General features: G+C 68.4%; 26 protein-coding genes. 15 read left to right on the forward strand and 11 right to left on the reverse strand.

From position 1 onward, the window contains the following. Positions 1–168: 168 nt before the first annotated feature. From mdcH to mdcA, 7 genes are read right to left on the reverse strand one after another with little or no spacing between them, the layout of a single operon-like run. Positions 169–1092: a malonate decarboxylase subunit epsilon gene (gene mdcH / locus AC3G88_RS20825; RefSeq protein ID WP_488773783.1), complete on the reverse strand. Its 924-nt coding sequence runs from the start codon at positions 1090–1092 to the stop codon at positions 169–171. Further along, positions 1077–1727, reverse strand: a complete 651-nt coding sequence (locus tag AC3G88_RS20830; RefSeq protein ID WP_488893819.1) for a malonate decarboxylase holo-ACP synthase — start codon at positions 1725–1727, stop codon at positions 1077–1079. The genes mdcH and AC3G88_RS20830 overlap by 16 nt, the downstream gene beginning before the upstream one ends. 1 nt (position 1728) lies before the next feature. After that, complete coding sequence (gene mdcE, locus AC3G88_RS20835) at positions 1729–2571, reverse strand: biotin-independent malonate decarboxylase subunit gamma (RefSeq protein WP_488773781.1); 843 nt, start codon at positions 2569–2571, stop codon at positions 1729–1731. Next, positions 2568–3422, reverse strand: coding sequence for a biotin-independent malonate decarboxylase subunit beta (locus AC3G88_RS20840; RefSeq protein ID WP_488773780.1), 855 nt, complete (start codon positions 3420–3422; stop codon positions 2568–2570). The genes mdcE and AC3G88_RS20840 overlap by 4 nt, the downstream gene beginning before the upstream one ends. Further along, positions 3419–3727 carry a malonate decarboxylase subunit delta gene (locus tag AC3G88_RS20845; RefSeq protein WP_488773779.1) on the reverse strand — a complete coding sequence of 103 codons (309 nt, stop codon included), beginning with the start codon at positions 3725–3727 and terminating at the stop codon, positions 3419–3421. The genes AC3G88_RS20840 and AC3G88_RS20845 overlap by 4 nt, the downstream gene beginning before the upstream one ends. Beyond that, the gene (locus AC3G88_RS20850; RefSeq protein ID WP_488773778.1) at positions 3727–4641 is read right to left on the reverse strand and encodes a triphosphoribosyl-dephospho-CoA synthase; all 915 of its coding nucleotides are present in this window, start codon (positions 4639–4641) and stop codon (positions 3727–3729) included. The genes AC3G88_RS20845 and AC3G88_RS20850 overlap by 1 nt, the downstream gene beginning before the upstream one ends. Continuing rightward, positions 4641–6299: a malonate decarboxylase subunit alpha gene (gene mdcA, locus AC3G88_RS20855; RefSeq protein ID WP_488773777.1), complete on the reverse strand. Its 1659-nt coding sequence runs from the start codon at positions 6297–6299 to the stop codon at positions 4641–4643. Before mdcA ends, AC3G88_RS20850 begins: the two co-directional genes overlap by 1 nt. 261 nt (positions 6300–6560) lie before the next feature. Here mdcA and madL point away from each other — a divergent pair, with 261 nt between their 5' ends. Next, on the forward strand, positions 6561–6956 hold the full coding sequence (gene madL, locus AC3G88_RS20860) for a malonate transporter subunit MadL (protein ID WP_153947089.1): 396 nt from the start codon (positions 6561–6563) through the stop codon (positions 6954–6956). Between the two features lie 14 nt (positions 6957–6970). Next, positions 6971–7753, forward strand: a complete 783-nt coding sequence (gene madM, locus AC3G88_RS20865; RefSeq protein ID WP_175459870.1) for a malonate transporter subunit MadM — start codon at positions 6971–6973, stop codon at positions 7751–7753. 13 nt (positions 7754–7766) lie between these two features. Here madM and AC3G88_RS20870 read toward each other — a convergent pair whose 3' ends face one another. Continuing rightward, positions 7767–8693 carry a LysR family transcriptional regulator gene (locus tag AC3G88_RS20870; RefSeq protein WP_153947090.1) on the reverse strand — a complete coding sequence of 309 codons (927 nt, stop codon included), beginning with the start codon at positions 8691–8693 and terminating at the stop codon, positions 7767–7769. Between the two features lie 236 nt (positions 8694–8929). Between AC3G88_RS20870 and AC3G88_RS20875 the strand changes: the two genes are divergently transcribed. From AC3G88_RS20875 to AC3G88_RS20900, 6 genes are all read left to right on the forward strand, one after another. Next, complete coding sequence (locus AC3G88_RS20875; RefSeq protein WP_488773776.1) at positions 8930–9862, forward strand: hypothetical protein; 933 nt, start codon at positions 8930–8932, stop codon at positions 9860–9862. Between the two features lie 83 nt (positions 9863–9945). Beyond that, positions 9946–10245 carry an EF-hand domain-containing protein gene (locus tag AC3G88_RS20880; RefSeq protein WP_488773775.1) on the forward strand — a complete coding sequence of 100 codons (300 nt, stop codon included), beginning with the start codon at positions 9946–9948 and terminating at the stop codon, positions 10243–10245. Between the two features lie 62 nt (positions 10246–10307). Continuing rightward, on the forward strand, positions 10308–11021 hold the full coding sequence (locus AC3G88_RS20885; RefSeq protein WP_488773774.1) for a response regulator: 714 nt from the start codon (positions 10308–10310) through the stop codon (positions 11019–11021). After that, positions 11021–12328 carry an ATP-binding protein gene (locus AC3G88_RS20890; protein ID WP_488773865.1) on the forward strand — a complete coding sequence of 436 codons (1308 nt, stop codon included), beginning with the start codon at positions 11021–11023 and terminating at the stop codon, positions 12326–12328. The genes AC3G88_RS20885 and AC3G88_RS20890 overlap by 1 nt, the downstream gene beginning before the upstream one ends. A 110-nt stretch (positions 12329–12438) precedes the next feature. Then, a complete protein-coding gene (locus AC3G88_RS20895) occupies positions 12439–13200 on the forward strand; it encodes a DUF4410 domain-containing protein (RefSeq protein WP_488773773.1) in 762 nt (253 codons plus the stop codon). Between the two features lie 114 nt (positions 13201–13314). Next, positions 13315–13755, forward strand: a complete 441-nt coding sequence (locus AC3G88_RS20900) for a MarR family winged helix-turn-helix transcriptional regulator (protein WP_249640907.1) — start codon at positions 13315–13317, stop codon at positions 13753–13755. A 15-nt stretch (positions 13756–13770) separates the two neighbouring features. Here AC3G88_RS20900 and AC3G88_RS20905 read toward each other — a convergent pair whose 3' ends face one another. Continuing rightward, positions 13771–15033, reverse strand: a complete 1263-nt coding sequence (locus AC3G88_RS20905) for a YbfB/YjiJ family MFS transporter (protein ID WP_488773772.1) — start codon at positions 15031–15033, stop codon at positions 13771–13773. Between the two features lie 93 nt (positions 15034–15126). Then, positions 15127–15732, reverse strand: coding sequence for a TetR/AcrR family transcriptional regulator (locus AC3G88_RS20910; RefSeq protein ID WP_488773771.1), 606 nt, complete (start codon positions 15730–15732; stop codon positions 15127–15129). Between the two features lie 238 nt (positions 15733–15970). Here AC3G88_RS20910 and AC3G88_RS20915 point away from each other — a divergent pair, with 238 nt between their 5' ends. From AC3G88_RS20915 to AC3G88_RS20945, 7 genes are all read left to right on the forward strand, one after another. Continuing rightward, entirely contained in the window at positions 15971–16741 is a 771-nt protein-coding gene (locus AC3G88_RS20915; RefSeq protein ID WP_488773864.1) for a substrate-binding domain-containing protein, read from the forward strand. A 300-nt stretch (positions 16742–17041) separates the two neighbouring features. Continuing rightward, a complete protein-coding gene (locus AC3G88_RS20920; RefSeq protein WP_249640910.1) occupies positions 17042–17614 on the forward strand; it encodes a hypothetical protein in 573 nt (190 codons plus the stop codon). Between the two features lie 98 nt (positions 17615–17712). Beyond that, positions 17713–17916, forward strand: coding sequence for a CsbD family protein (locus AC3G88_RS20925; RefSeq protein ID WP_153947099.1), 204 nt, complete (start codon positions 17713–17715; stop codon positions 17914–17916). A gap of 400 nt (positions 17917–18316) precedes the next feature. Further along, positions 18317–19273 carry a DUF535 family protein gene (locus AC3G88_RS20930; RefSeq protein ID WP_488773770.1) on the forward strand — a complete coding sequence of 319 codons (957 nt, stop codon included), beginning with the start codon at positions 18317–18319 and terminating at the stop codon, positions 19271–19273. 156 nt (positions 19274–19429) lie between these two features. Continuing rightward, positions 19430–20179 (forward strand): GntR family transcriptional regulator, encoded by a 750-nt coding sequence (locus tag AC3G88_RS20935; RefSeq protein ID WP_488773769.1) that lies wholly within the window; start codon positions 19430–19432, stop codon positions 20177–20179. Positions 20180–20223: 44 nt separating this feature from the next. Then, a complete protein-coding gene (locus AC3G88_RS20940; RefSeq protein WP_488893823.1) occupies positions 20224–21765 on the forward strand; it encodes an acetolactate synthase large subunit in 1542 nt (513 codons plus the stop codon). Positions 21766–21897: 132 nt separating this feature from the next. After that, positions 21898–23304 (forward strand): DUF1996 domain-containing protein, encoded by a 1407-nt coding sequence (locus AC3G88_RS20945; RefSeq protein WP_488773768.1) that lies wholly within the window; start codon positions 21898–21900, stop codon positions 23302–23304. Here AC3G88_RS20945 and AC3G88_RS20950 read toward each other — a convergent pair. Further along, positions 23301–24167: an HTD2 family dehydratase gene (locus AC3G88_RS20950; protein WP_488773767.1), complete on the reverse strand. Its 867-nt coding sequence runs from the start codon at positions 24165–24167 to the stop codon at positions 23301–23303. The genes AC3G88_RS20945 and AC3G88_RS20950 overlap by 4 nt on opposite strands. Between the last annotated feature and the right edge of the window lie 22 nt (positions 24168–24189).

Genomic DNA, 24189 nt, shown 5'->3' on the forward strand with positions numbered 1-24189 from the left:
GGATGGGGCGTTGCGGGTCGACGTGCGATATGTCGGCAAGCAGGGCCTCGTTGCCCTCTCCCCCAGCCCCTCTCCCACGAGTGGGAGAGGGGAGCCGTCATGGATCGGCCGCAGGTGGGAGAGGGGGGCCGTCATCGATCGGCCGCCGGTGGTAGAGGAAAGCCGCGATCAGCTCGCTGCCTCGCGTGCCATCAGCAGCCGCACGCTGTCCGCGCGGGTTTCCGCCAGTGCCAGTGTTTGTGGAAACAGCGGCTGGCACAGGCGGGTCAGCACGTTGCCGGGCGGCATTTCCACCGCCAGCCGCATGTCGCAGGCGCGTGCCAGCAGCATCGTTTCATGCCAGCGCACCGGCAGCGCCATGTTGCGCGCCAGGTCTTCGGCAATGCGCGCCGGGTCGCGCAGTTCGCGCGCCGCGCTGGCGCTGAAGTAGCGCAGCGTCGGGCGGCGGCACGCGATGTCCGCAAAGGCCCGCTGCAGCGTCGCGGCGGCATCGTCCAGCAACGCGCAATGCGACGGCACCGCAATCGCCACCCGCTGCGCCGTGCGCGCGCCTGCCGCCAATGCCAGCGCCGCCACGCGCGCCATGGCCGCGTCCGATCCGGCGACGACCATCTGGGTGTCGGCGTTGTAGTTGGCGATAAAGACCGGCATGCCGGGCCGATGCACATCGGCGACCACGGCCTCCAGCGGCCCTTGTTCCAGCCCCAGGATCGCGGTCATGCCAAAGCCTGACGGATAGGCGGCCTCCATCAGCCTGCCGCGCTGTGCAACCAGCCGTACGGCATCGGCAAACGGCAGCACGCCGGCCGTGACCGCTGCCGCATAGGCGCCGATCGACAGCCCGGCCACGGCGTGGGCCTCGGCGCCATCGTCGAGCAGCGCGCGGGCGCTGGCTACGCCCGCCGCCAGCAGGCAGAGCTGTACCGATACCGTGGAAGCCAGATGCGCGGCATCGTCGTGCAGCAGGATGTCCGCGCCCAGCACGTCGCTGGCTTCGGCCAGCGTATGCGCCGCGGCAGGATGATCGGGCAGCGCATGGAGCATGCCGGGGCGCTGGGCGCCCTGGCCGGGAAAGGTCAGCAGGGTGGGCATGGCGCGCGCCAGGGGTCTTCGCAGAGCACGGGGCCGGTGTCGGTCTTCAGCAGCACGCGGCCCCCGGTACGCAGCCGTTCGCGCAGCGCAAAGGCGCCGTAGGGGGTGGCCACCTGGATGTCGAGCCGCACGGCATCGGTATCGATCAGCGATTTCAGTGTTGCCAGCGTGGCGCGCGATAGCGGCTCGGCGGCGTCCAGCAGCAAGTCGATATCGCTTCCGGTGTGCAGCACGTCGATGCCGGAAGCCAGCGTGAAGCCGACGGCGCCCGTCACGCCCCACGGTTGGGGCAATGCGCCCAGCTGCCGGGCGAGCGCATCCAGCGCGTGCAGCGCCGGAATCTCGTCACGGCGCGGATGCAGGCGCCAGAAGCCTTCACGCGCGATGTCGAATGGCGAGACCACCGTCGCGCACTGGTCGGTGTCGATCCAGCCGGCGTGCCGCTGCGCGCGGGTGCTGCCCCGGACCCCTATCGGGATACGCGGCGGGAGGCGCCCGGCCGTGTCGCGGTCGCGCCGCACCACCAGCGGCGCCTGCGCCAGCCAGTCCGCATCGGCCCAGTCCGGCAGCGATCCCTCGGCGATGAACGCCGCGGGATCGCGCAGCCAGATCAGGTCGTGCGGCCGGACGTGCATGTCAGTCCCGGTCCTGCCACTGGCTGGCCAGCAATGCGCGGGCCTGACGCGTGGCGCTGCGGTTTTCGCCGTGAAGGCGGCTGCGCAGGTTGCGCTGCGGATCGGCGTCGATGTCGGCCAGTGCCTCGGCAAGCTGGCCTTGCACGGCGGCCATGTCCTGCGCGGTGGGGGCGGCGGCGTCCTGCACGGCGACGGTGCGCCACAGCAGGCCTAGCGTGGCGTAGTTGTCGAGGTCGTAGGCCATCGGCGGCACGGTGGCGGCAAACGCCTCCAGGTCTTCGACACTGCGCAGCGTGATGCGCGCGGCGGCTTCCTTGCCCATCGCGTGGACCTGTACACCCGGGTCGCGCAGCGCCAGGATGCGGTTGGCCTGGTAGCCGTGCGCCAGGAACGCCCCCGACATCGCCTTGCCGACCAGCAGCGCAATCACGGGATGCCCTTGCAGCCGCGCCGTGGCATAGGCAGCGGCCGCGCTGGCCAGGGCCTGATGGATGCCAAACGCTTCCTCGCGGCGGCCATAGGCCTGGCTGGGTGTATCGACAATGGCGACGATGGCACGCTTGACCGGGAGATCGCGGTCGGCGGCCACGGCGTCATGGACGGCGCGCGCCAGCGACCAGCCTTCGAGCAGTCCTACCTCGCCCTGGCGCGCACGCGGGAACGGGCTGGCGGCATCGGGCACCACGGCGATCAGGCGGGCGGCGCGGCCGGCGGTCTCCACGTCGGCCACCTGGACCGATGCCGGATAGCCGGGCAGTCGCGCGGCGTTGCCGCTCAGGGCGGCCAGCCAGGTGTCGCCCCGGCTCGGGGCGCGGGGTGCCGATTGTGTGGGCGTGGCGCTCATTGACGGTCTCCATAGAGGCGGCGCACGGTGGCCGGGTCCGGTTGATGGACGGCGTCGCCAGCGATGTAGGCGGCGATGCGTTGCAGATAGTCGGCGTAGCGTTCGCTGCGCGGGGTGTCCTGCACGGGCGCGGATGCCAGTTCGGCCACCACGTCGCGGATCGCGGCGGCGTCGTCGTCGACATAGCGGTCGGCCAGGCCCGTGGCATGGCGTTGCTCGCCGCCGGTCAGGCCCCAGATGAACGGGCGGTCGCGCGAATCGTATTCGCCCACGCCGGCCTCCTGTTCGATCACGGCCGGACCGTTCAGGCCCAGGCGCGCCTCGCGCGTGACCACCAGCGCGCTGCACAGGCCGGCGGCAATCGACATGCCCCCGAAGCAGCCCACCTGGCCGGCGATCACGCCGATCACGGGCTGGTAGCGGCGCAGGTCCACGATGCCGGCATGGATTTCGGCAATCGCGGCCAGCCCCAGGTTGGCCTCCTGCAGGCGCACGCCGCCGGTTTCGAACAGGATGACGGCACGCGTGGGCACGCCGTGGCGGTTGTCGTCGGCGGCCAGTTCCAGCGCGCCGGCAATCTTGGCGCCACCCACTTCGCCCAGGCTGCCGCCCTGGAACGAACCTTCGATGGCCAGCACCACGGCGGGCTGCCCGTCGATCCGGCCCTTGGCGACGATCACGCCGTCGTCGCCCTGCGGCACGACGCCCTGGCGTTCCAGCCACGGCGAGGTCAGGCCATCGAACGGCCCGGCCAGTTCGCGGAAGGTGCCGGGGTCCAGCAGGGCGCGGGCGCGCTCGCGTGCGCCGAGTTCGACAAAGCTTTCGCGGGAGAGCAGGGCGGCGCGGGTCATGTCGGCTCCTTGTCGTCGAGGGCTTCGAACGCCTCGGCCAGGCGCATGCCCACCACGCCGGGCGTGGCGCCGAAGTCGTGGATGCGGATCTTCATCGCGGGGCGCGGCCCGGCGCCGAACACGCGGTTGAGCTGGGCATCCCAGACGCGGCCGTATCCGTTGATCGACGTGGTCACATCGATCCGGGTCTTGCCGGCTTCACCGGGCTCGATGATGACTTCCAGGTCGCCAGAGCCGACCACGCCCACCAGCACGCGGTGCGCGGCCGGGGCGCCTGCCGCATATTCGAAACGGAGCTGTTCCATCAGTGTTCTCCAGATGGCGCGGCCCAAAGCCCGCCAAGCCGATCAAGAAAGAGGGTGGCGGCCAGCAGGTCGGCGCTGCCGCCCGGCGAGGCACGGCGCGCGTGCATCGTGGCTTCGAGGTCGTGCAGGCGCCGGCGTCCGGCCAGCGTGCCGATGCCGCCGGCGTCGAGCACGGCCTCGGCGCCGGCCTGTACATCGGCCAGCCCGGCACGGCCGGCACGCGCCAGCACGCAGGTGTCGTCGAGCCGCGCCATGATGGCCAGCAGCGCGTTGACCTGCGCCGTGGGCTCGGCGTCGCCGCGCGCGCGGGCCTCGCGCAACGTTGGCAGGCCGATGCCCATCACGTGCGGAAAGCCGGCCTCGGCCTGTTCGCGCGCGCCGCCCACGCCGTAGGCGGCACGTGCCAGCTCGCCTTTGTTGCCAGTGTGGGCCGGACGATGGCGATCGGGCATGCGGGCGATGACCGCGGCCATCTGGGCGATGGCCTTCGCGCGCGGCACGGCGCCGCGCGTCTTGCCAAGCCAGCCGGCCGCACCGGCCAGCAGGCCCAGCGCCCAGATCGCACCGCGATGCGTGTTCACGCCGCCTGTGGCGCGCAGCATGGCCGTTTCGGCCTCGCGACCCAGTGCGCCCAGCCGCTCGCGCAGCGCCACGTCGATGCGGCGCGCGTGCTGCCCGGCCAGGGCCATGGCCGCGAAGCTGTCGGCCAGACTGTGCGCCGAAGCGATCATCAGTGTCAGCGACATGTCCGCATGGGTGCCGTTGCCGCGCGCGTCCACCAGGCCGGGCTTGGGCGCCAGCCGGGCTTCGTCGACCAGCACGGCGACGGCCAGGCCGCCAATGGCGCCGGCCAGGCGGGACGGCGCGACATCGCCATGGGCGGCCGGTGGGAGAGGGGCAAGCGCGGCAGTCATCACCAGCTCCTGAAGCGGGCCGGCGGGTTGTAGAGGCCGCCCGACCATTCCACCAGGTCGGCCATGCTGCGCGCGGCCAGCAGCGATCGCGTGGCCTGCGCGCGATGCACGCCCAGGTCTTCGGGCAGCGCGATCAGGCCGTCGCTGCGCATCAGGCGCGTGGTGGCCGGATCGTGCCGCATGCCGATCGGCGTGACGCCGGCCACGGCGGCGATCATGCGGCGCCGCTCTTCCAGCGAACGCGCCTTGTACAGGTAGGCGATGCCCTCCTCGGTCAGCACGTGCGTGACGTCGTCGCCGTAGATCATGACCGGCGCCAGCGGCATGCCGCTGTCCTTGGCCACCTGCACGGCATCCATCGATTCCACGAAGGTCGGCTTGCCGCCGGCCTGGAACGTTTCCACCATCTGCACCACGAGCTTGCGGCCCCGGGCCAGCGGGTCGTCGGTTTCGATCAGGTCCAGCCAGGCGGGCGTGGCATGGCGGCGGCCGCCCGGGTTGTGGCCCATGTTCGGCGCGCCGCCGAAGCCGGACAGCCGGCCGCGCGTGACCGTCGAGGAATGGCCGTCGCCGTCGATCTGCAGCGTGGAGCCGATGAACAGGTCCACCGCGTACTGGCCCGCCAGCTGGCACAGCGCGCGGTTCGAGCGCATGCTGCCGTCGCGGCCGGTGAAGAACACGTCGGGGCGCGCGGCCACGTAGTCCTCCATGCCCAGTTCGCTGCCGAAGCTGTGCACGCTTTCCACCCAGCCCGATTCGATGGCCGGGATCAGCGTCGGGTGCGGGTTCAGCGTCCAGTACTTGCAGATCTTGCCCTTCAGGCCCAGCTGCTCGCCGTAGGTGGGCAGGATCAGTTCGATGGCGGCGGTGTTGAAACCGATGCCGTGGTTCAGCGACTGGACGTTGTGGCGCTCGTAGATGCCGCGAATCGCCATCATCGCCATCAGGATGTGCACCGGCTTGATCAGCCGCGGATCGCGCGTGAACAGCGGCTCGCAGAAGAACGGCTTGTCGGACTGCACCACGTAGTCGATCCAGGAGCCCGGGATGTCCACGCGCGGCAGGCCGGCCGGGTCATCGACGATCTCGTTGACCTGGGCGATCACGATGCCGTCGCGGAACGCCGCGGCTTCCACCAGGGCCGGCGAATCCTCGGTGCTGGGGCCGGTGTACAGGTTGCCCTCGCGGTCGGCCTTGTAGCCGGCCGTGAGCACGATCTGCGGCGTCAGGTCGACATAGAGCCGCGAATACAGCTCGATATAGGTGTGGATGGCGCCCACTTCGAGCAGGCCGTCTTCCAGGAACTGCGAGATCCGCACGCTCTGGGCGCCCGCGTAGGCGAAGTCGAGCTTGCGGGCGATGCCGCGCTCGAACAGGTCCAGGTGTTCCACCCGGCTCACGCTCGGGATGATCATGTGCAGGTCATGCACGCGCGACGGATCGGCCTCGGCCAGCGCACGCGACAGGAAATCGGCCTGCTTCTGGTTGTTGCCCTCCAGCACCACGCGGTCGCCGGGGGCCGTGATGGTTTCGAGAAAGCGCACGATGTCGCCGGTGGGCACCACCTTGCCCGTGGCGATTTTCGCGCCCAGGTCCTGGCGGCGCCGCTTTTCGTTGCGGCGCGTGTCCCATTGTCGTTCCGGTATCGGATTCAGCATGACGTCTCCGGTGTGCTGCGGTCGTTACGGCAACGATAGGCCACGCGGCGGCGGGCGAACAATCAACGTCGGCGACGGACCGTTACGGCGGGCGTAACTAAACCCTTCACCCACGGTAACGGGACGATTAACCGGACCGTAACGATCGTGCGCCGCTGGTTGATTGATGCGGCGCGCCGCCGTTCCTAGAGTTGTCTGCAAATGTCCGCCCCACCGGGGACGCGGCGCCCGCCATACCAACCATACCAACTGGAGACAACCATGATCATCTACGGAACCGCTTTACTGGCCATCTGCCACCTGGTGGGCCTGTACCTGGGCGATTTGCTCGGCGCGGCCATCGGCGTCAAGTCGAATGTGGGCGGGGTGGGCATTGCCATGCTGCTGCTGATATTCATCCGGCTCTACCTGCACGACCGGGGGCTGATGCCCAGGGAGACCGAGGCCGGCGTGGGCTTCTGGGGGGCGATGTACATCCCCGTGGTGGTGGCCATGGCGGCCCAGCAGAATGTGGTGGCCGCGCTGCGCGGCGGACCGGTGGCCGTGCTGGCGGCCATCCTGGCCGTGGCGGCCTGCGCCTGCCTGATCGCGCTGCTCAGCCGCACCGGCGATCACGAGCCGCTGCCGCCGCTGCCGGCCGAAGCCGTTTCGCAATAAGCCGGGAGATCGCCATGACTATCGCTGCGCCGGCCATGATGTTCGACAACGTCCTGCTCCACAACGGCCTGGTAACCGCCTTTGCCACGGTCGGCATCGTGATGTGGGTGTCTTCGCAGATTTCAAGGCGGCTGACGAAAGGGCGGCTGCATGCGTCGGCCATCGCCATCATGATCGGCCTGGGGCTGGCCTATTACGGTGGCGTGGTCACCGGCAAGGAAAAAGGCCTGGCCGATTTTGCGCTGTTCTCGGGCATCGGCCTGATGGGCGGCGCCATGCTGCGCGACTTCGCCATCGTTGCCACGGCCTTCGAGGTGCAGGTGCGCGAGGCGCGCAAGGCGGGGATGGTGGGCGCCGTGTCGCTGCTGCTGGGGACCGTGGTGCCGTTCATCGTCGGCGCGCTGGTGGCGCGGGCGTTCGGCTACAGCGACGCCGTCAGCATGACGACCATCGGCGCGGGCGCGGTGACCTATATCGTGGGCCCCGTGACCGGCGCGGCGCTTGGCGCCAGTTCGGACGTGATTGCCCTGTCGATCGCCACCGGACTGATCAAGGCCATCATCGTGATGGTCGGCACGCCATTCGCCGCGGGCTTCCTTGGCCTGAACAACCCGCGCGCCGCCATGGTGTTCGGCGGGCTGGCCGGCACGGTCAGCGGGGTCTCGGCCGGACTCGCCGCCACGGACCGCCGGCTGGTGCCCTACGGCGCGCTGGTGGCCACGTTCCACACCGGGCTGGGCTGCCTGCTGGGGCCGTCGGTACTGTACCTGGCCACCAAGGCGATCGTGGGAGGCTGATCCCGGGGGTGGATCAGCAGGGCGGGCGGCCGCCGGACTGCGTCAGCATGCGACAGACGGCGGCCAGCGCCAGCAGGTTCGGGTCGCGCTCGCGGCGGCGCAGGAAGCTGAGCCCGATGGTCTGCTTCATGCCGTAGTCGGCCGTCAGCGGCACGAAGGCCACGTTGCGCGCGAACACGTCGCGCACGCGGCCCGGCAGCAGCGAGTAGCCGATGCCGCCGCCCACGAGGTTCATCAGCGAGAAAATGTCGCCCACCTTCATCACCACGTTGGGCGTGAAGTCGGCAATGCGGAAGGCCTCGGCAAAGCCACTCGACGTCACGAACCCGTCACCGAGCGACACGAACGGCTCGTCGCGGCACAGGCGCAGGTCCACGGCGGGCAGCTTCGCGTAGTGCGAGTCGGCCGGCGTGGCAAAGAAGATGTCGTCCTCGAACATCGGGATCGACTCGATCTCGGCACTCGGCTCGGGCAGCCCCATCAAGGTGGCGTCGATGGTGCCCTGGCGCAGCTTGTCGAGCAGGTCGGCGTTGGAGCCCAGCACCAGCTCGGTCTGCAGTTCGGGGCGGCGCATCTTGATGCCGATCACCACCTGCGGCACCGTCCGGATCGTCAGCGAATAGAGCGAGCCGATCTTGAGCTGGTCGGCCGAATAGCCGGCGGCCTCGCGCGTCACGCGTACGCCATCGGCCATGGTCTTGAGCACGTCGCGCGCCACATCGGCCAGCACGTGGGCCGCTTCGGTGGGCAGCAGGTTGCGGCCCTCGTGGCGGAACAGTGCGCAGCGCAACCCTTCCTCCAGCGAATGCAAGGCCCGGTGCACGCTGACGGTGCTGACCTCCAGCACCTCGGCGGCCTTGGCCAGGTTGCCCGTGTCCATGAACGCGAGCAACGCTTCGAGCTTGCGGAACGTGATGTCTTCGCTGATGCGTTCGGGCATGGTCTGGGGGCGGCGGGACGGAAGTCGGGACAGGTCCAGATGATCGCACACCGGGCCGGCGATGTGCATGGCGCACGCGGCGGGACAGCTTCCCGCGGCCAATCATGTCGTCCGGTTACACCGGACCGGCGTGACATATCCCGACATGAATGCCAGGGCGACAGCCAGCGATCCGCCTCCTAGAGTTCAGCCCGTCGACGCAACACCACGCGTCAATCGAACCGAGAGGACACACCATGGCCAACCGCCGCCTGATCGCCGCAGCCGGATCGCTGATGCTGCTCGCCAATGCTTCGGCCTTCGCCTGGAGCGGTGGTCACTTCCATGCCTATACGCCGCGCGGCGAATTCAGCGGCGGCCATGCGATGTCCTGCGGCGGCGGCAGCTGCACGCATGCCGGCGGCGCCGTGGGCCCCTGGGGCCGGACAGCCACCAACACCGGCACCGTGACGCGCAACGCACCGGGCCAGTTCTCGAATGCCGGCACGGCGGTCGGGCCGAACGGCCGTTCGGTGCAGCACGACGGCAGCACCAGCTGCGCGGGCGGCACCTGTGACCATACGGGCGACATGACCGGTTCCAACGGCCGCACGGCCAGCACCAGCGGCAGCGTCACGCGCGACGGCCCCGGGCTGTACCGCTCGTCGGGCACCGTGACGGGCGGCAATGGCAACAGCTGGAACCATTCGGCCGGGACGAACTGCGCTGGCAACACCTGCGATCGGTCCGGCACCGTCAGCAACAGCGATGACGGCAGCGTCACCCATTCCGGCAGCGCCACCCGCGTGGCGCCGGGCGTGGTGACGACCAGCGGCGGCAGCACCGTCTACCACGGGGCAACGGTCAGCACCGGCAGCACGGTCGTGGTGGGGGCGGCCCCGATCTATGTACCCGCACCTGCGCCGGTGGTCGTGGCGCCGGTGCCGGTGCCGGTGATAGTGCCGCCGCCCGCACCCGTGGCAGTCGTGGCACCGGCCGCTCCCGTCCTGCCGCCGCCTCCGCCGCCCGTGGTGGTGCCTGCGCCCGTGGTCGTCACACCGCCCCCGCCGGTGCGCGTGGCGCCCGTCGTGGTGGCCCCGCCGCCGGTCTATGTGGCGCCGGCCCGGGTGGCCGTGCTGGTGCCGGGCCACTGGGTGGGCCGCGTCTGGGTGCCGGCGCACTACGCCTGAGCGGCGGCGTTCGCCGCAACGATTTCAACCTCGCCGGCCGGGGGCAAGCCCGCCAGATGCCGGCAAACCAACGGAGTTGCATCATGAAGAAGATGATCACGGTAATGATCTTGTGTATTGTTTCTGCAGGGGCCGGTGCGCAAGGCCTGGCGGGCGGCGGCGGTGAAAACCGCATGGCACGTACCGAGCAGGTGCTGTCCGAACTCCAGACCCGCTTTGCCAACGCCAACACCACGCGGGACGGCAAGCTGACGCGCGCACAGGCGCAGGCGGGAATGCCGATGGTGGCGCGGCACTTCGACGAGATGGACGCGCACCACGCGGGCTATCTGACGCTGCCGCAGATCGAGGCGTTCATGGCCCAGCGCATGCGGTCGCGTTGAGGGGCATTGCCGGGGCCGGCAGGTCAGTCCAGGATCAGAAGCACAAGAACCGGAGGGACGGCATGGACCAGGGACACCGCATCATCGTGCTCGACGACGAGGCCGAGCTGCGCAACATGCTGCAGCGTTTTCTGACCGGCCATGGCTTTCAGGTGCGGGCCGTGGCCGATGCCAAGCAACTCAACCGCTACCTGCAGCGCGAGCCCTACGACCTGCTGGTGCTGGACCTGATGATGGAACCCGAGGACGGGCTCTCGATCTGCCGCCGGCTACGGGCCGAAGGCCAGACGCTGCCCATCCTGATGCTGACGGCCAAGGGCGACCCGGCCGACCGCGTGGTCGGCCTGGATACCGGCGCCGACGACTACCTGGCCAAGCCGTTCCTGCCCGATGAACTGGTGGCGCGTATCCGCGCGCTGCTGCGGCGCCAGAAGATCGCCGCGGGCGACCCGACGGTGACCAGCCAGACCCTGAGCTTCGGGGAATTCCGCTTCGATGTCGGCAAGCAGACGCTGACGCGCGGCGGGGCGCCCGTGGAAGTTCACTCGGCCCAGATGCTGTTGCTGCACGCGCTGGGATCGTCGCCCAACCGCGCGGTCAGCCGCGAAAACCTGCTGGCGCGCGCCCGGGGCCGCGACCACGACGCGCTGGACCGCAGCATCGACGTGCAGATCCTGCGGCTGCGCCAGATCGTGGAGGAAGATCCGTCCCGGCCCCGCTTCATCAAGACCGTCTGGGGCGTCGGCTACATGCTGGTGGCGGGCGTGGATGCATGATGCGTCGCATGCTGCCGCGATCGCTGCTGGCGCGCAACATCGTCCTGCTGGTGATCCTGGTCTTCCTGACGCAGGCCTGTTCGCTATTCGTGTTGCTGCACTACGTGCAGCGTCCGCGCGTGGAGCGGGCCGCCGCCGTGTTTTCTCATTACGTCATGCTGATGGACCGCGCGCTCGGCACCATGCCCGCCGGCGAAGCCCGCGCGGCCGTGGCGCGCATGGGCGGCCAGGCCGATCCGCCGCCCGACGATCCGCCCGGCGCCGACACGGCCCACCCTTTCCGCACCTGGCAGCGCGACGTGTTCATGCGCGCGTTGCGGCGCGACCTGGCGCAAGACACCGATGTGCGCTGGCGGGGCGGCGACGACGACGAAAAGCTGTGGATCCAGGTGCATGCCGCCGGATCGCCCACGTGGATTGCGCTGCCGATGACGGCCGACGCACAGGCCAGCGGCATCACGGCCGCCATTGCGCTGTCGGCGGCGCTTGCGCTGCTGGCGGCGTTGACCGGCTACCTGCTGCAGCGCCATCTCAACCGGCCGCTGCAGGACCTGGCGCAGGCGGCCAACCGCATCCATGCGGGCGAGATGCCCGAGGCCTTGCCGACCAATGGCCCCACCGAAATCGCGGAGGTCAGCCGTGCCTTCAACGATATGACCGAGGCATTGCGCCAGGCCGACAAAACGCGCGCGCTGATGCTGGCGGGCGTCTCGCACGACATCCGCACGCCGCTGACCAAGCTGCGCCTGGCCATGGCGATGACGCTGCCGCGCGGCACCGACGACGCATTCGTGGCGTCGGTGGAAGGGTATCTCGATCACATCGACATGATCCTGCAGCAGTTCATGGACTACGCCGGCAGCGGCGAGAAGGAGACGCCGCAGCCGGGTGACCTCAATGCGCTGGTGCGCCAGCTGGCGGCCGATTTCGCAGGGCTGGGGCACGAATTCGAGCTCGACCTTGGGCCGCTGCCCCCGGTGGTGTATCGGCCCACCAGCATGCTGCGCATGCTGATGAACCTGATGCAGAACGCGATCAAGTACGGCAAGACGGGCCTGTTCGTGCGCACCTGGCACGACGGCCGGCAGGCCCATGTGGCGATCTGCGATCGCGGCACGGGCCTGGGCGCGGCGGATCTGGAGCCGTTGCGCGCACCGTTCAGCCGGGGCTGCAATACGCATGGCGAGGGCGGCACGGGCCTGGGGCTGGCCATCGTCGATCGCATCGCGCGGCTGCACGGCGGCGCGCTGTCGTTCCGCGAGCGCGAAGGCGGTGGGCTCGAGGTGGTGGTGTCGCTGCCCGCGTGACATGGGATGAAATAGTTATCGCCTGGCCTGTTGCGCGGCTTCGTCCAATACTGGGTCTGCCGGCGCCGATGTCCGGCGCCAACCGCAACCACCAGCAAGGACCCCCTATCATGACGAACACTTTCCAGACGCTCTCGCGCACCGCCAGGCAACTGACCATCGCCGCCGTGGCTGCGGCATCGATGATGATGGCTGGCGGCGCGTCGGCCACGACGATGATCTCCGAAGCGTCGGTGCCGGCGTCGCTGTCGCACGTGCAGGCTGACGTGGTCTATGTGCGTGGCTTCGACGTGAGCGCCAGCCAGGTCAAGGTCGACAACACGATGATGCACCGGATCAAGGCAATGGCTGCTGGCGACGCTGGCGGCGGTGCCCAGGACCAGGCCGCACTGGCCGCGCGCAATGCCACGGCCGACGAGATCGTCCGCCAGCTTCAGGCCAAGGGGCTGCATGCCGTGCGTCTCGACGGCCCGGTGCCCGCCGATGCCAACGCCCTGATCGTGGAAGGCCGCTTCGACAGGATCGACGAAGGCAATCAGCGCCGTCGCACGATGATCGGTCTGGGCGCGGGCAAGAGCGATGTGTCGGCATCGGTCCAGGTGCTGTACCAGCCGGCACATGCCCAGCCGATTCCGCTGGCGCTGTTCGATACCAGCGCCGACAGCGGCCATATGCCCGGCGTGGCCGAGATGGCTGGCGTGGGGGCGGCGGCCAGCCACGTGGCCACGTCGGTGGCGGCCAGCGCCGGCTTGCACGGGGCGACCGAAGCCCGGCGCGACAGCCTTGCCGGCGAAGCGCAGCGCGTGGGCGATGCCGTGGTCAAGCAGGTGATGGCCATGCTGGGCCAGCCGGGCGGGGCCCCACGTATCTGAATCGTCCGTCTGAAACGGATCGAAACGAAGGGCGCCCCTGTGGCGCCGCTCGGCGTCCTTTTCTTTTTCTGACGCCTCAGATACATTGGCATTTCCTGATTTGCCTGAAATGCCGTGAAACACTACACACGCGAAAACTTCCAGCTAACGCAAAGTGTCGGCTTTCACCTGAACCGGGCACGCAACAGCCTGCTCATGGAGATGGATGCCGCGCTGCGCCCGCTGGACATTACCGCCCAGCAGATGGGCATCCTGCTGTCGCTGATGCGGGGGATGGCCAGCACGCCGCTGGAGGTCAGCCGGCTGCTGGGCATCGACACCGGCCTGATGACGCGCATGCTGGACAAGCTCGAAAACAAGGGCCTGCTGCAGCGCCAGCGCAGCGACGAGGACCGTCGCGTCATCCACCTGATCCTGACCGACAAGGGCAGGGACGTGGCGGCGCAACTGCCCCATATCGCGCCCGAAGTGCTCAATCATCGCCTGCGCAATTTCTCCGAGGCCGAATTTGGCGAGTTCATGCGCCTGCTGCAAAAGTTCGCGGACGGCAGCTGAGGCCGCCGTCCGGATTCATGCCTGGGCCCGCTCCGGGGCCGTCCGCCGCACGGTGAAGTCTGCCGCGAACGCGAAGGCCATGGCCACCGCGCCGCACGCGAAGATCATCGTGTAGTTCTCGTGCGTATGCGAGAACAGCCACGCATAGCCGTAGCCGCCCAGCGCCTGGAACAGCGCGAACGATGCCGTGGCGCGGCTCCACGCGGCGCGCTGGGCCGTGGGGTCATGCGGCAGCAGTTCCTGCACGCGGCCGAGCACCATCGGCACGATGCCGGGGGTGAATGCGCCGAGTACGATGGTGGCCGCCCACAGCGCCGCCGTTTGGTGCGACAGCGCCAGCAGGCTCACCGCCAGCCCCTGCAGCACCATGGCGATGCGGTAGCCGTTGCCGAAGCCCATCCGGCCGCCCAGCCAGCTGCTGACCACCGGACCCGCGATCGCGGCGATGCCGTACAGCACCCAGTATCCCGCGCCCACCGACGCGCCCTGGCCCAGGCCGCGCGCCACGTAATCCACCAGCAGCACCATCGCCGGCACAAGTCCCAGGGCATTGGCCGCGTACTGGATATAGATCACGCGCAACGCGCGACGATGCGACGCCAGCGCGCTGTCGGCCGCATGGTGGCCGGCCGGGGTGGCCGCCGGCATGCCCGGCGGCGTGTCGGTGGCAGGCCAGCCCGTCCAGCTCAGCGCGGTCAGCAGCAGCGACACGGCGCCAAGGCCGAACCACGTGGTACGCAGGCCGAACTTGAGCAGTTCCGGCACCAGCGTGCCCGATGCGGCGATGCCGATACCGAGCCCGAGGAAGATCATGCCGCTGACAAAGGCGCGCCGGGCCGGCGCGATATGCGGCAGGATGGCCGTGGCCACCAGCACCATGATGGCACCGCCCGACAGGCCCGACAGGAAGCGCCAGACAAAGAACCAGCCAACCGACAGCGGAAACGCGCACGCAAAGAATGCCGCCGTGACGGCCACCATCAGCCAGCGCAGTGCATGACGGTTGGACATCCGCGCGGCCAGCGGCCGCCCCAGCAGCGCGCCGGCCAGATAGCCGGCAAAGTTGGCGGCGCCCAGCGTGACCGTATCGGCCGCGCTGAACCAGTGGGCCTGGATCAGCGCCGGAATCAGCGGCGTGTAGGCAAAGCGGGCCAGGCCGATGGCCACGAGGCTGGCGGACAGGCCGGCAAACGCGGCATGGAGGGCGCGCGTGTCGAGCGATCGGCTGTCGGATGGGGCGCCCGGAACGGGAACGGCGGCGGGGGCATCTTGAGACATGGTTTTTCCTTCACGAATGTCGGGGCGAACGTCTCCGCCACGCGGCGCCGGGCCGCGTGGGAGCGTGTCGAAAATCGGGGGAGTGGGGCGGTTCTAGGCCGGCGGGCCGTCGGCCTGCAGGCCCAGCGACGCCAGTGCGGGGCGCACTGAGGCCTCCAGCAGCGCGCGCTCCGGCATGACGCGCGACAGCACGCGCATGCCAACCTGCAGCGACAGCAGCATGGCTGCGGCGTCGTCGGGGTCATGGACGGCGGCGATGGTGCCTTCGGCCTGGGCCGCGCGGATCACCCGCCCGAAGAACGCGCGCAGCAGCGACAGTTCCAGCGCCACGGCGGCCTTCAGTTCGGGGTCTTCGTTCGAGGCCTCCAGCGCCGTGTTGATCAGCATGCAGCCACGGTGCGGCAGCTCGGTGGCGCCGCGTTCGACGCTTTCGGCAAAGAACTGCACCAGCGCCTGCGCCGGCGGATAGCTGGCCTCGATGCGGTCGATACGTTCGCGCAGCGTGCGGTTCAGGTAGTCGTCCAGTGCCTGCATGAACAGCTGCCGCTTGTCGCCGAATGCGTTGTACAGGCTTGGCTGGGTCAGCCCCATGGCCTGGGTCAGCTCACGCGTGGACGTGGCGTGGTAGCCCTTGGCCCAGAACGTGGCCTGGGCTGCGGACAGCGCCGCATTCGCATTGAATTGTCGGGGTCGTGCCATGGCGGATCTCGTTTTGTATCGATCTGTATGAAACGTAGGGCTGATTATAGAGCGATCGATACAAAACGCAAGTTCGTTCCGGGCCGACCCCTTCGGTATTCGTGAAGGGGTCTTCTTGAAATGTGACTTTGCGGCGCCGCCCCGCCATCCCTTATAGTCTGCGGGTACCGCCTGACCGATAAGGAGAGAAAAGTACATGAGCAAGACCAACTGGATGGCGGTGGGCGCTGCGGCAGCAATGCTGCTGGCGCCGGGCGTCCATGCGCAGTCCACCGCCCAGCCAACCGGGCAGGCCCCGACGCAGGCGCCCGATCTGCATGTGATGATTTCTGGCGGCTTCACGGCCGCCTACCAGAAGCTGGCGCCCGGCTTCACCGCGCAGTACGGTGCCCGGCTAAACACCGAGCACGGGCCGTCGATGGGCAAATCGCCCGAGGCCATTCCGAACCGGCTGGCGCGCGGCGAGCATGCCGACGTGGTCATCATGGTGGGCTATGCGCTGGACGACCTGATCAAGAAGGGCGTGGTCGATCCGCAGTCGCGCGTGGAACTGGCGGACTCGCGCATCGGCATGGTGGTGCGCCAGGGTGCGACCGTGCCCGATATCCGCACCGTGGACGCCTTGCGCCAGACACTGACGCAGGCGAAGTCGATCGCGTATTCGGATAGCGCGAGCGGGGTCTACGTGGAGCGCGAGCTGTTCACGAAGCTTGGCGTTCCGGCGCTGGCTGCCAAGGCGAAGAAAGTGGAAAAGATTCCGGTCGCGTCGACGGTGGCCAATGGCCAGTACGAGATCGGCTTCCAGCAGGTGGCCGAACTGCTGCCCGTACCCGGTGTGACGTTTGTGGGCCGCATTCCCGAGGAAGTGCAGTCCGTCACGCGTTTCGCGGGCGGCGTGCCGGTCAAGGCAGAGCACCCCGCCGAGGCGAAGGCCTTGCTGGAATTCCTGGCGGCGCCTGCCGCGCAGGCCGTAGTGAAGGAAACAGGTCTCGACTCGGTGCCCCACTGAACGCGACGCCGTTTTTTAAGGGCTGCAGTCATTGCCCGGGGCCGGCTCATGCCGGCCCTTTTTCATGGGCCGCCACGTTATGCCGCATGGCTTGCCGGCCGTCCCGCTTTGACACTTGCATTAAGCAAATGTGATGCTGTGGGAATTGTCTTACGAATGTTTCAGCAGCGGCCTTCTGCTTCGACGGGGTGGCAAAACATAACCTGCAACTACAGCGGGGCCACAACGCAATCCAGCAGCTTGCAACGCGGAGATTGCCGGGCCCGATAAGTATCCACCTCGAGAAAGGAGCACGACATGATCGCAAAGAAGTGGCTGAGTGCAGCAGTATGTTCGTTGATGGTGGCCGCGCCGATGGGCATGGCCTATGCGCAGGCGGGTTCGAAGGCGGACTATGACGCTGCCGTGAAGCAGGCCGATGCCGACTACAAGACGGCCAAGAGCAAATGTGACGGGATGTCCGGCAATGCCAAGGACGTCTGCAAGGCCGAAGCCAAGCGCGACCACGACGTGGCCAAGGCCAACGCCGAAGCCAAGCGCGACGGCACCGAGAAGGCGCACGCCAAGGCGTTGAAGACCAAGGCCGACCGCGACTATGACGTGGCCAAGGAAATGTGCGACGACAAGAAGGGCAACGACAAGGACGTGTGCGTGAAGGAAGCCAAGGCATCGCACGAGCGCGCCCTGGGTGAAGCCAAGGTCGACAAGGCCGCCGCCACGGGTACCAGCACCGACGTGGCCGAGGCCCGCGCCGATGCCCGCAAGGACACGACCAACGCCGCCTACAAGGCCGACAAGGAAAAGTGCGACGCGATGTCCGGCGATGCCAAGGATAAGTGCCAGGCCAATGTGAAGGCCAAGTACGCCAAGTAACGACGCAAGCCAGCCCGCTGCGGGCAGACGCGCGAACCGGCACGTATGACGCCGCAACGCAATGATCCACAGTCCACTGACACACGAAGGAGCCAGATATGAACTGGGACCAGATCGAAGGCAAATGGGATCAGGCCAAGGGCAAGATCAAGGAAAAGTGGGGCAAGCTGACCGACGACGACATCACCGTCATCAACGGCAAGCGTGACCAGCTGGCCGGCCGGATCCAGGAACGCTACGGCTATACGAAGGAACGGGCGGAAGAGGAAATGAAGGCCTGGGAGCGGGACGTTCGCTGGTAAGCCAGCACGTCCCGGCCCACAAGGCCGGACCACGCGTCATGCGCGGACACGTGTGACGATCAACGGGCGGGGCCTTCGGGCTCCGCCTTTTTTCATTGATGGGCAATCGTTTCCTGCCGTGGGTTTGTTACAGGATTATCGCCAGCATGTAACAATGTCAACCTACAATATTTCAACGCGTTACGGAATATTACGAGCTGGGCCGCCTTCCCCACGAACAAATCCAACAAAGGCGGTCGGCCGCGTTGCGGCGGATACCGGCCGCGAATGCGAGGGTCGTCACTGCGTGATCAGGTCTCGAAGAAGATCGGCATGCCAACCAGGGGAGCAGTTAGTCGTGCATGGACCAGTTTCATGTCTGCAGAGCCTTCAGAGCCACGCAGGGGGATTTCTTCATCTTTTGCCGGCCGATTATGTGCGCTATCTCGGCACAGTCGCGTCGGTTTCAACGTTTTGCTATCCGACGGGCAGCCGCAAATGGCTGTCCCGGCGCATCAAGCTTGTCGCGCTGTCGGCCATCCGTCGCAGTACGGCACAGTTCTGGCTGCGCGAGGCGTCTTCGTGCGCGTTGCTGGAGCGGGTGATTGCCGCACGGCCGGTGGTGCTGGAAAAGCCGTTTCGGCCGCTTGGGGCCTACGGCCTGTGCTTTGGCGAGCGCGCGCGGCTGGTGCTGGAGCATTTTTCGCTCATGCACGATGCGCTACCGGCTGGCGTCTGCGACCGTATCTATCTGGGCGGCGGACTGGACTGGGCCTTCGGCGATGGCCGCTACACGCTGCGGCTGACCGACTCGGGGCCGAATCCCCGGGAAGGCGAACTCGGGCTCTACTGGATCGACAACGAAACGGGGGCCAGCCTGGCGCAACTGAGCTTTTACCTGCGACGTGCCGCCGATGGCGTGGAACTCTATATAGGCGGGCTGCAGGGCCCGATGAACGACGCCAGCCGGGACTGGATCCGCGCCGCCACCAAGGCGTGTGAAGGCCTACGGCCGAAGGATGCGCTCATGCAGGCGCTGCTGGCCCTGGCTGGTCAGATTGGCGCGCGCCGGATCGTGGCGGTGTCGCGCGCCAATCACGTGGGCCGCCAGCGCCACCGTCCCCGCGAAATCCAGGCGGACTACGAAAGCTTCTGGGCCGAATACCACGGCACGGCGCTATCCAGCGGCAACTTCGAACTGCCCGTGCAGCAACCCGAGCGCGACATTGCGGAAGTGGCGTCGAAGAAGCGTTCGGCGTGGCGGCGCAAGCAGGCGCTGGCGGCGTCGATCCGCCACGCGGTCGCGCTCGGCCTGTGTCCGCAGGCTGATGCGGCCAGCAACGATGGGTTTGCGCTGGCGGTCATCCCCGCGGCCTGAGCGCCGGTCGCCAATCTGGGTGTGCTGCGGCTCGCATGGCAGAACGGCCGGGGTGTAAACCCTAGTAGTCTAGCCAGCTAGACTTTTAATAGAGTCCGGTATCGGCCGGAAGCGCCGGTGCAGTCATGCGCCGGCCGGCCGCGCCATGTACCCCCGATGCCGGACGCCACCGACCTTCTTTCCCGCAGCCGCGAGCCCGTCTACCTGCAGCTCGCCACGATATTCCGCCGCCAGATCGAGAGCGGCGCCTGGCGTCAGGGCGAGCAGTTGCCATCGCTCGATGCCCTGTGCCGCCAGTACGGCGTGGCGCGCATGACCATGCATCACGCCATTTCCCAGCTCGATGCCGAAGGGCTCGTGGCGCGCTCGCGCGGCCGCGGCACCTTCGTCAAGACCGCCGGCCGTGCGCGCCGCCCGCTGGCGCTGCCGATCAGCTGGGACCAGGCCGTGGCGGTGGGTGACCAGCTATCCACCGAAGCCATGGTGGAATCCACTGCCGATGTGCACCTGCCCGACGATCTGGGCATGCCTTGCGCCGCCCGGCGCGCCGACGCCTACCATTTCCTGCGCCGCGCGCATCGCCTGGAAGGCCGGCCGTTCGCCGTGGGTGAGGTCTATATCGCCGCCGATGTGTTTGCGCGCGAGCCCGAGGCGTTCCGCCAGGGCGCGTCGGTGCCCGTGCTGGACCGCTTTCCCGGCCTCAAGGTCAATGCCGCCCGCCAGCGCCTGTCCATCGTGCCGGCTGGCGCGGAATGCGCCGGCGCGCTGGAGCTGGCCGTCGGCGCGCCCGTGGCCGAACTGCGCCGCTTTGCCTGCGTCGACGATGTGATCGTCTATTACGCGCGTATCGAATTTCCCACCGAGTACGTCTGCCTGGATTTCGACCTGCTCGCCAATCGTTGCTGACCACCGCCAACCGCATGGAACCCAAGATGGAGACACAAGACAAGATGAACGGCGCAGAGAGCCTGGTGAAGGCGCTGCTGGCCTGCGGCGTGGATACCTGCTTTGCCAACCCCGGCACGAGCGAGATGCATTTCGTGGCCGCCCTGGACCGCATCCCCGGCATGCGCTGCGTGCTGGGCCTGTTCGAGGGCGTGGTGACGGGCGCCGCCGACGGCTACGCGCGGATGGCCGACAAGCCCGCCGCCACGCTGCTGCATTGCGGCCCCGGCCTGGCCAACGGCCTGGCGAACCTGCACAACGCCCGCCGCGCACAGACGCCGATCGTCAACATCATTGGTGACCAGGCCACCTACCATCGCCCGCTGGATGCGCCACTGACCGCCGATACCGAAGGCTGGGCTCGGCCCGTATCGGTGTGGACGCGCACCGCCACGCATGCCGCGTCGGTGGGTGCCGATGCCGCGGCAGCCGTGCAGGCCGCGCGCAGCGCGCCCGGCGGCGTGGCCAGCCTGATCCTGCCGTCCGACGTGTGCTGGGACGAGGGGGGCCAGGTGGCCGCGCCGCTGCCCCCGCTGGCTGTGCCGAAGGTGTCCCCGGACGCCGTGCAAAATGCCGCGCGCATCCTGCGCAGCGGGCAGCCGACGCTGATCGTGCTGGCCGGCAGCGCGCTGCGCGAAGGTGCGCTGGGCGACGCCCACCGCATCGCCGCTGCCACCGATGCCCGCCTGATCACGCCGATGTCGAACGCGCGCGTGACGCGCGGTCGCGGCCGGCTGGCGATCGACCGGATTCCGTACTCGGGCGATGCCGCGCGCCAGAAGCTGGCCGGCATCCGCAACGTGATCCTGGTGGGTGCGCCGCCTCCGGTCACGTTCTTCGCTTATCCGGGCAAGTCGCCGCGCCCGTATCCGGAAGACGCCACGATCCATGTGCTGGCCCGCGCCGAGGAAGACCTCGGCGAAGCCCTGGCGCGCCTGGCCGACGAACTGGGTGCGCGCCAGGCAAAGCTGCCTGCGTCGGCCGCGATGCCAGTGGCGGCCGCAAAGGGCGCGATCACGTCCGAGGCGGTGGCCCAGTCGCTGACCGCGCTGCTGCCCGAGCAGGCCGTGGTGGTGGAAGAAAGCGTGAGCTTCGGCCGTGCGTTCTATCCGGGCACCGTCCACGCCGCGCCGCATGACTGGCTGCAGCTGACTGGTGGCGCGATCGGTGCCGGCCTGCCGCTGGCCACGGGCGCCGCCATCGCCGCGCCGGACCGCCGCGTGGTGGCGCTGCAGGCCGATGGCTCGGGCATGTACACGCTGCAATCGCTGTGGACCATGGCGCGTGAAAAGCTCGATGTGACCGTCGTGCTGCTGGCCAACCGCAAGTACGCCATCCTGCTGGGCGAACTGGCTGGCGTGGGCGCCAACCCCGGCAAGACGGCGATGGACATGCTGGACATCGGCAATCCGGACCTCGACTGGGTCAAGATGGCCAACGGCATGGGCGTCGAAGCGGCACGCGCGGACAGCATGGACGCGTTCAACGACCTGTTCCAGCAGGCCAACCAGCGCAAGGGACCGTTCCTGATCGAACTGGTGATCTGAGCGGGCTGGTCACCCGCAGCGCGGCCCCGGACATGGGCCGGCGCTGACCCATGATGTTCCATGATGTTCCATTGCCCCGTGGATGGCCGCGCAGCAGCATGACCCTGCGTACTTCGTCCAAGGGGGCACATCATGAAGAAATCGAGAATGCAGTGGGCCGCGCTGTGCTGTGGCCTGGCGATGGCGGGCGGCGTCTCCGCGCAATCGGTGGCCGACGGCAATGCCACCATCATCTGCGATTATTCGCACACGCTGGCGGACGACCCGATCGTCTACCCGGGCAAGCCCGGTATCGCCATGATCCACGACTTCCTCGGCAACACGACGGCCAACGCCTTGTCGACGCCGGAGACGCTGCGCGCCGAACATGGCACGACCTGCGAGAACGCGGCCGACGCCACGGCGTACTGGGCGCCTGCACTGAAGACGCCCGATGGCAGGATCGTGCCGCCCACGTACCAGAAGACCTACTACACGAACGTGGCGGTGCCGTCGGGGCGCCGCGTGCGCGTGGAGCCGCTGCCGGCAGGACTACGGATGCTGGCCGGCGACCACAACGGCGCGCTGCCCAATCCAAGGATATCGTTCCTGTGTAACGGACGCGGCTATACCAACACGATTCCCACCGACTGCGTGCCCGATCCCGAGAAAGGCACCCAGTTCAATATCGGCGTGAATTTCCCGACGTGCTGGGACGGCCGGAATCTGGCTCCGCTCAAGGGCGTGATCGAAAACGTGGTGTATCCGGACAAGCAGGGCGTCTGCCCGGCGACGCATCCCATCCACATCCCGGAAGTGAACCTGAACCTGGCCTACATGATCGGCCAGGTGACCGACCTGACCGAGGCCCGGCTGTCGATGGACCCCACGCTGGACGCGTTTGGCAGGGTGGTGGCGCAGAACTGGGGCACGCTCTACACCGCGCACGCCGACTTCTTCAACGGATGGCGCGACGAATCGCTGCGCTACATGGCCGACTATTGCCTGAACGCGGGCCGGCTCTGCAACAAGCAGGTGCCCTACGCGTACAGCGAGTCGCTTGGCGATGCCACGGTACGCGGCGGCGACACGGCGGACAAGAACTATGGCAACGACCTGTCGCTGTACGCGCAGCGGGCCAGCGGCACCACGCCGGAGTCGATGATCTACATGAAGTTCCGCATCCCGCAGGGTGCGGCCAGCGTGCCGTCAAGCTTCACGCCCGACTATCAGCTGCGGATCTACGGCGGCAACACCACCGACACGACGGCCGCCATCATCCGCCTGTACCGCGTGTCGACGGACTGGACGGAGGACACCATCACGGCCAACAATGCGCCGCCCTGCGAGGGCACCATGACGGACATGTACCTGGACAACGTGATCCAGTACCGCACGTTCAAGGTCGGCAAGGCCATCAACGAAGCCATTGCGGAAGGCAAGGACACCATCGCCTTCTGCCTGCGCGGCAACGGCGATCGCATCTACACGTTCGGCAGCCGGGACACCGCCAACCCGCCGATGCAGCTGATGATGACCCTCAATCCGATCCACCACTAGGCGCGGCTTTCGGTCTCGGCCCAGCCCGCCATGGCCTGCCCGCCGGCATTGTCGCCGGTCCACAGCAGCACGCGGCCCGGCGTGCCGGCATCGTCGGCACCGCCCACGGCCACGGTGTCCTGGTGGAACAACGGCGCCAGTCCGCGGAAGCCGAAGCGCGTCACGCGCGCGTCGGGACGCTCGTGGCGCAGCAGTTCCAGCATCAGCATGGCCTGCAGCGGGCCATGCACGATCAGGCCGGGATAGCCTTCCACGTCGCGCACGTAGTCCAGGTCGTAGTGTATGCGGTGGGCGTTGAACGTCAGCGCCGAGAAGCGGAACAGCAGCGTGGGGTCGGCCTGCAGCGTGCGGCCGAACTGTGCGGTCTGCTCAAGTGCCGGGCGCGGCGGCTGGGGCTGCCCCTTCGGCGGCATGGCACGGTAGACGATGTCGTGCCGCTCGGTCAGCGCGGTTTCGCCGCCAACCGTGAACACGTGATCGACGGACACGAAATACAGTTCGCCGGTGCGGCCCGCCTTGTGCTGCACGTCGGTGATGGTCGAGGTACGGGTGACCGTCTCACCGACCCGCAGGCCACGGTGGAAGGACAGCTCGCTGCCGGCCCACATGCGGCGCGGCAACGGCACGGGTGGCAGGAATCCGCCCAGCGTGGGATGACCGTCCTGGCCGAGCGTGTGCTGCGGCGCGCGGGGCAGGAAGTACAGCCAGTGCCACAGCGGCGGCAGCGGCTGGCTGGCGATGGCTGCGCCATCGAGATCGAAGGTGGCCGCGAGCGCATGGACCGGCTCGGCCGCCAGGGTCTCGGTGCGCGACTCCGAACGGCCGATCCATTCGCGCAGTTGTTCGAGCGTAAGGGTGGTCATGGCAATGGGTAGTCGGTGGACG

Source organism: Cupriavidus sp. 86D6 (assembly GCF_057815095.1).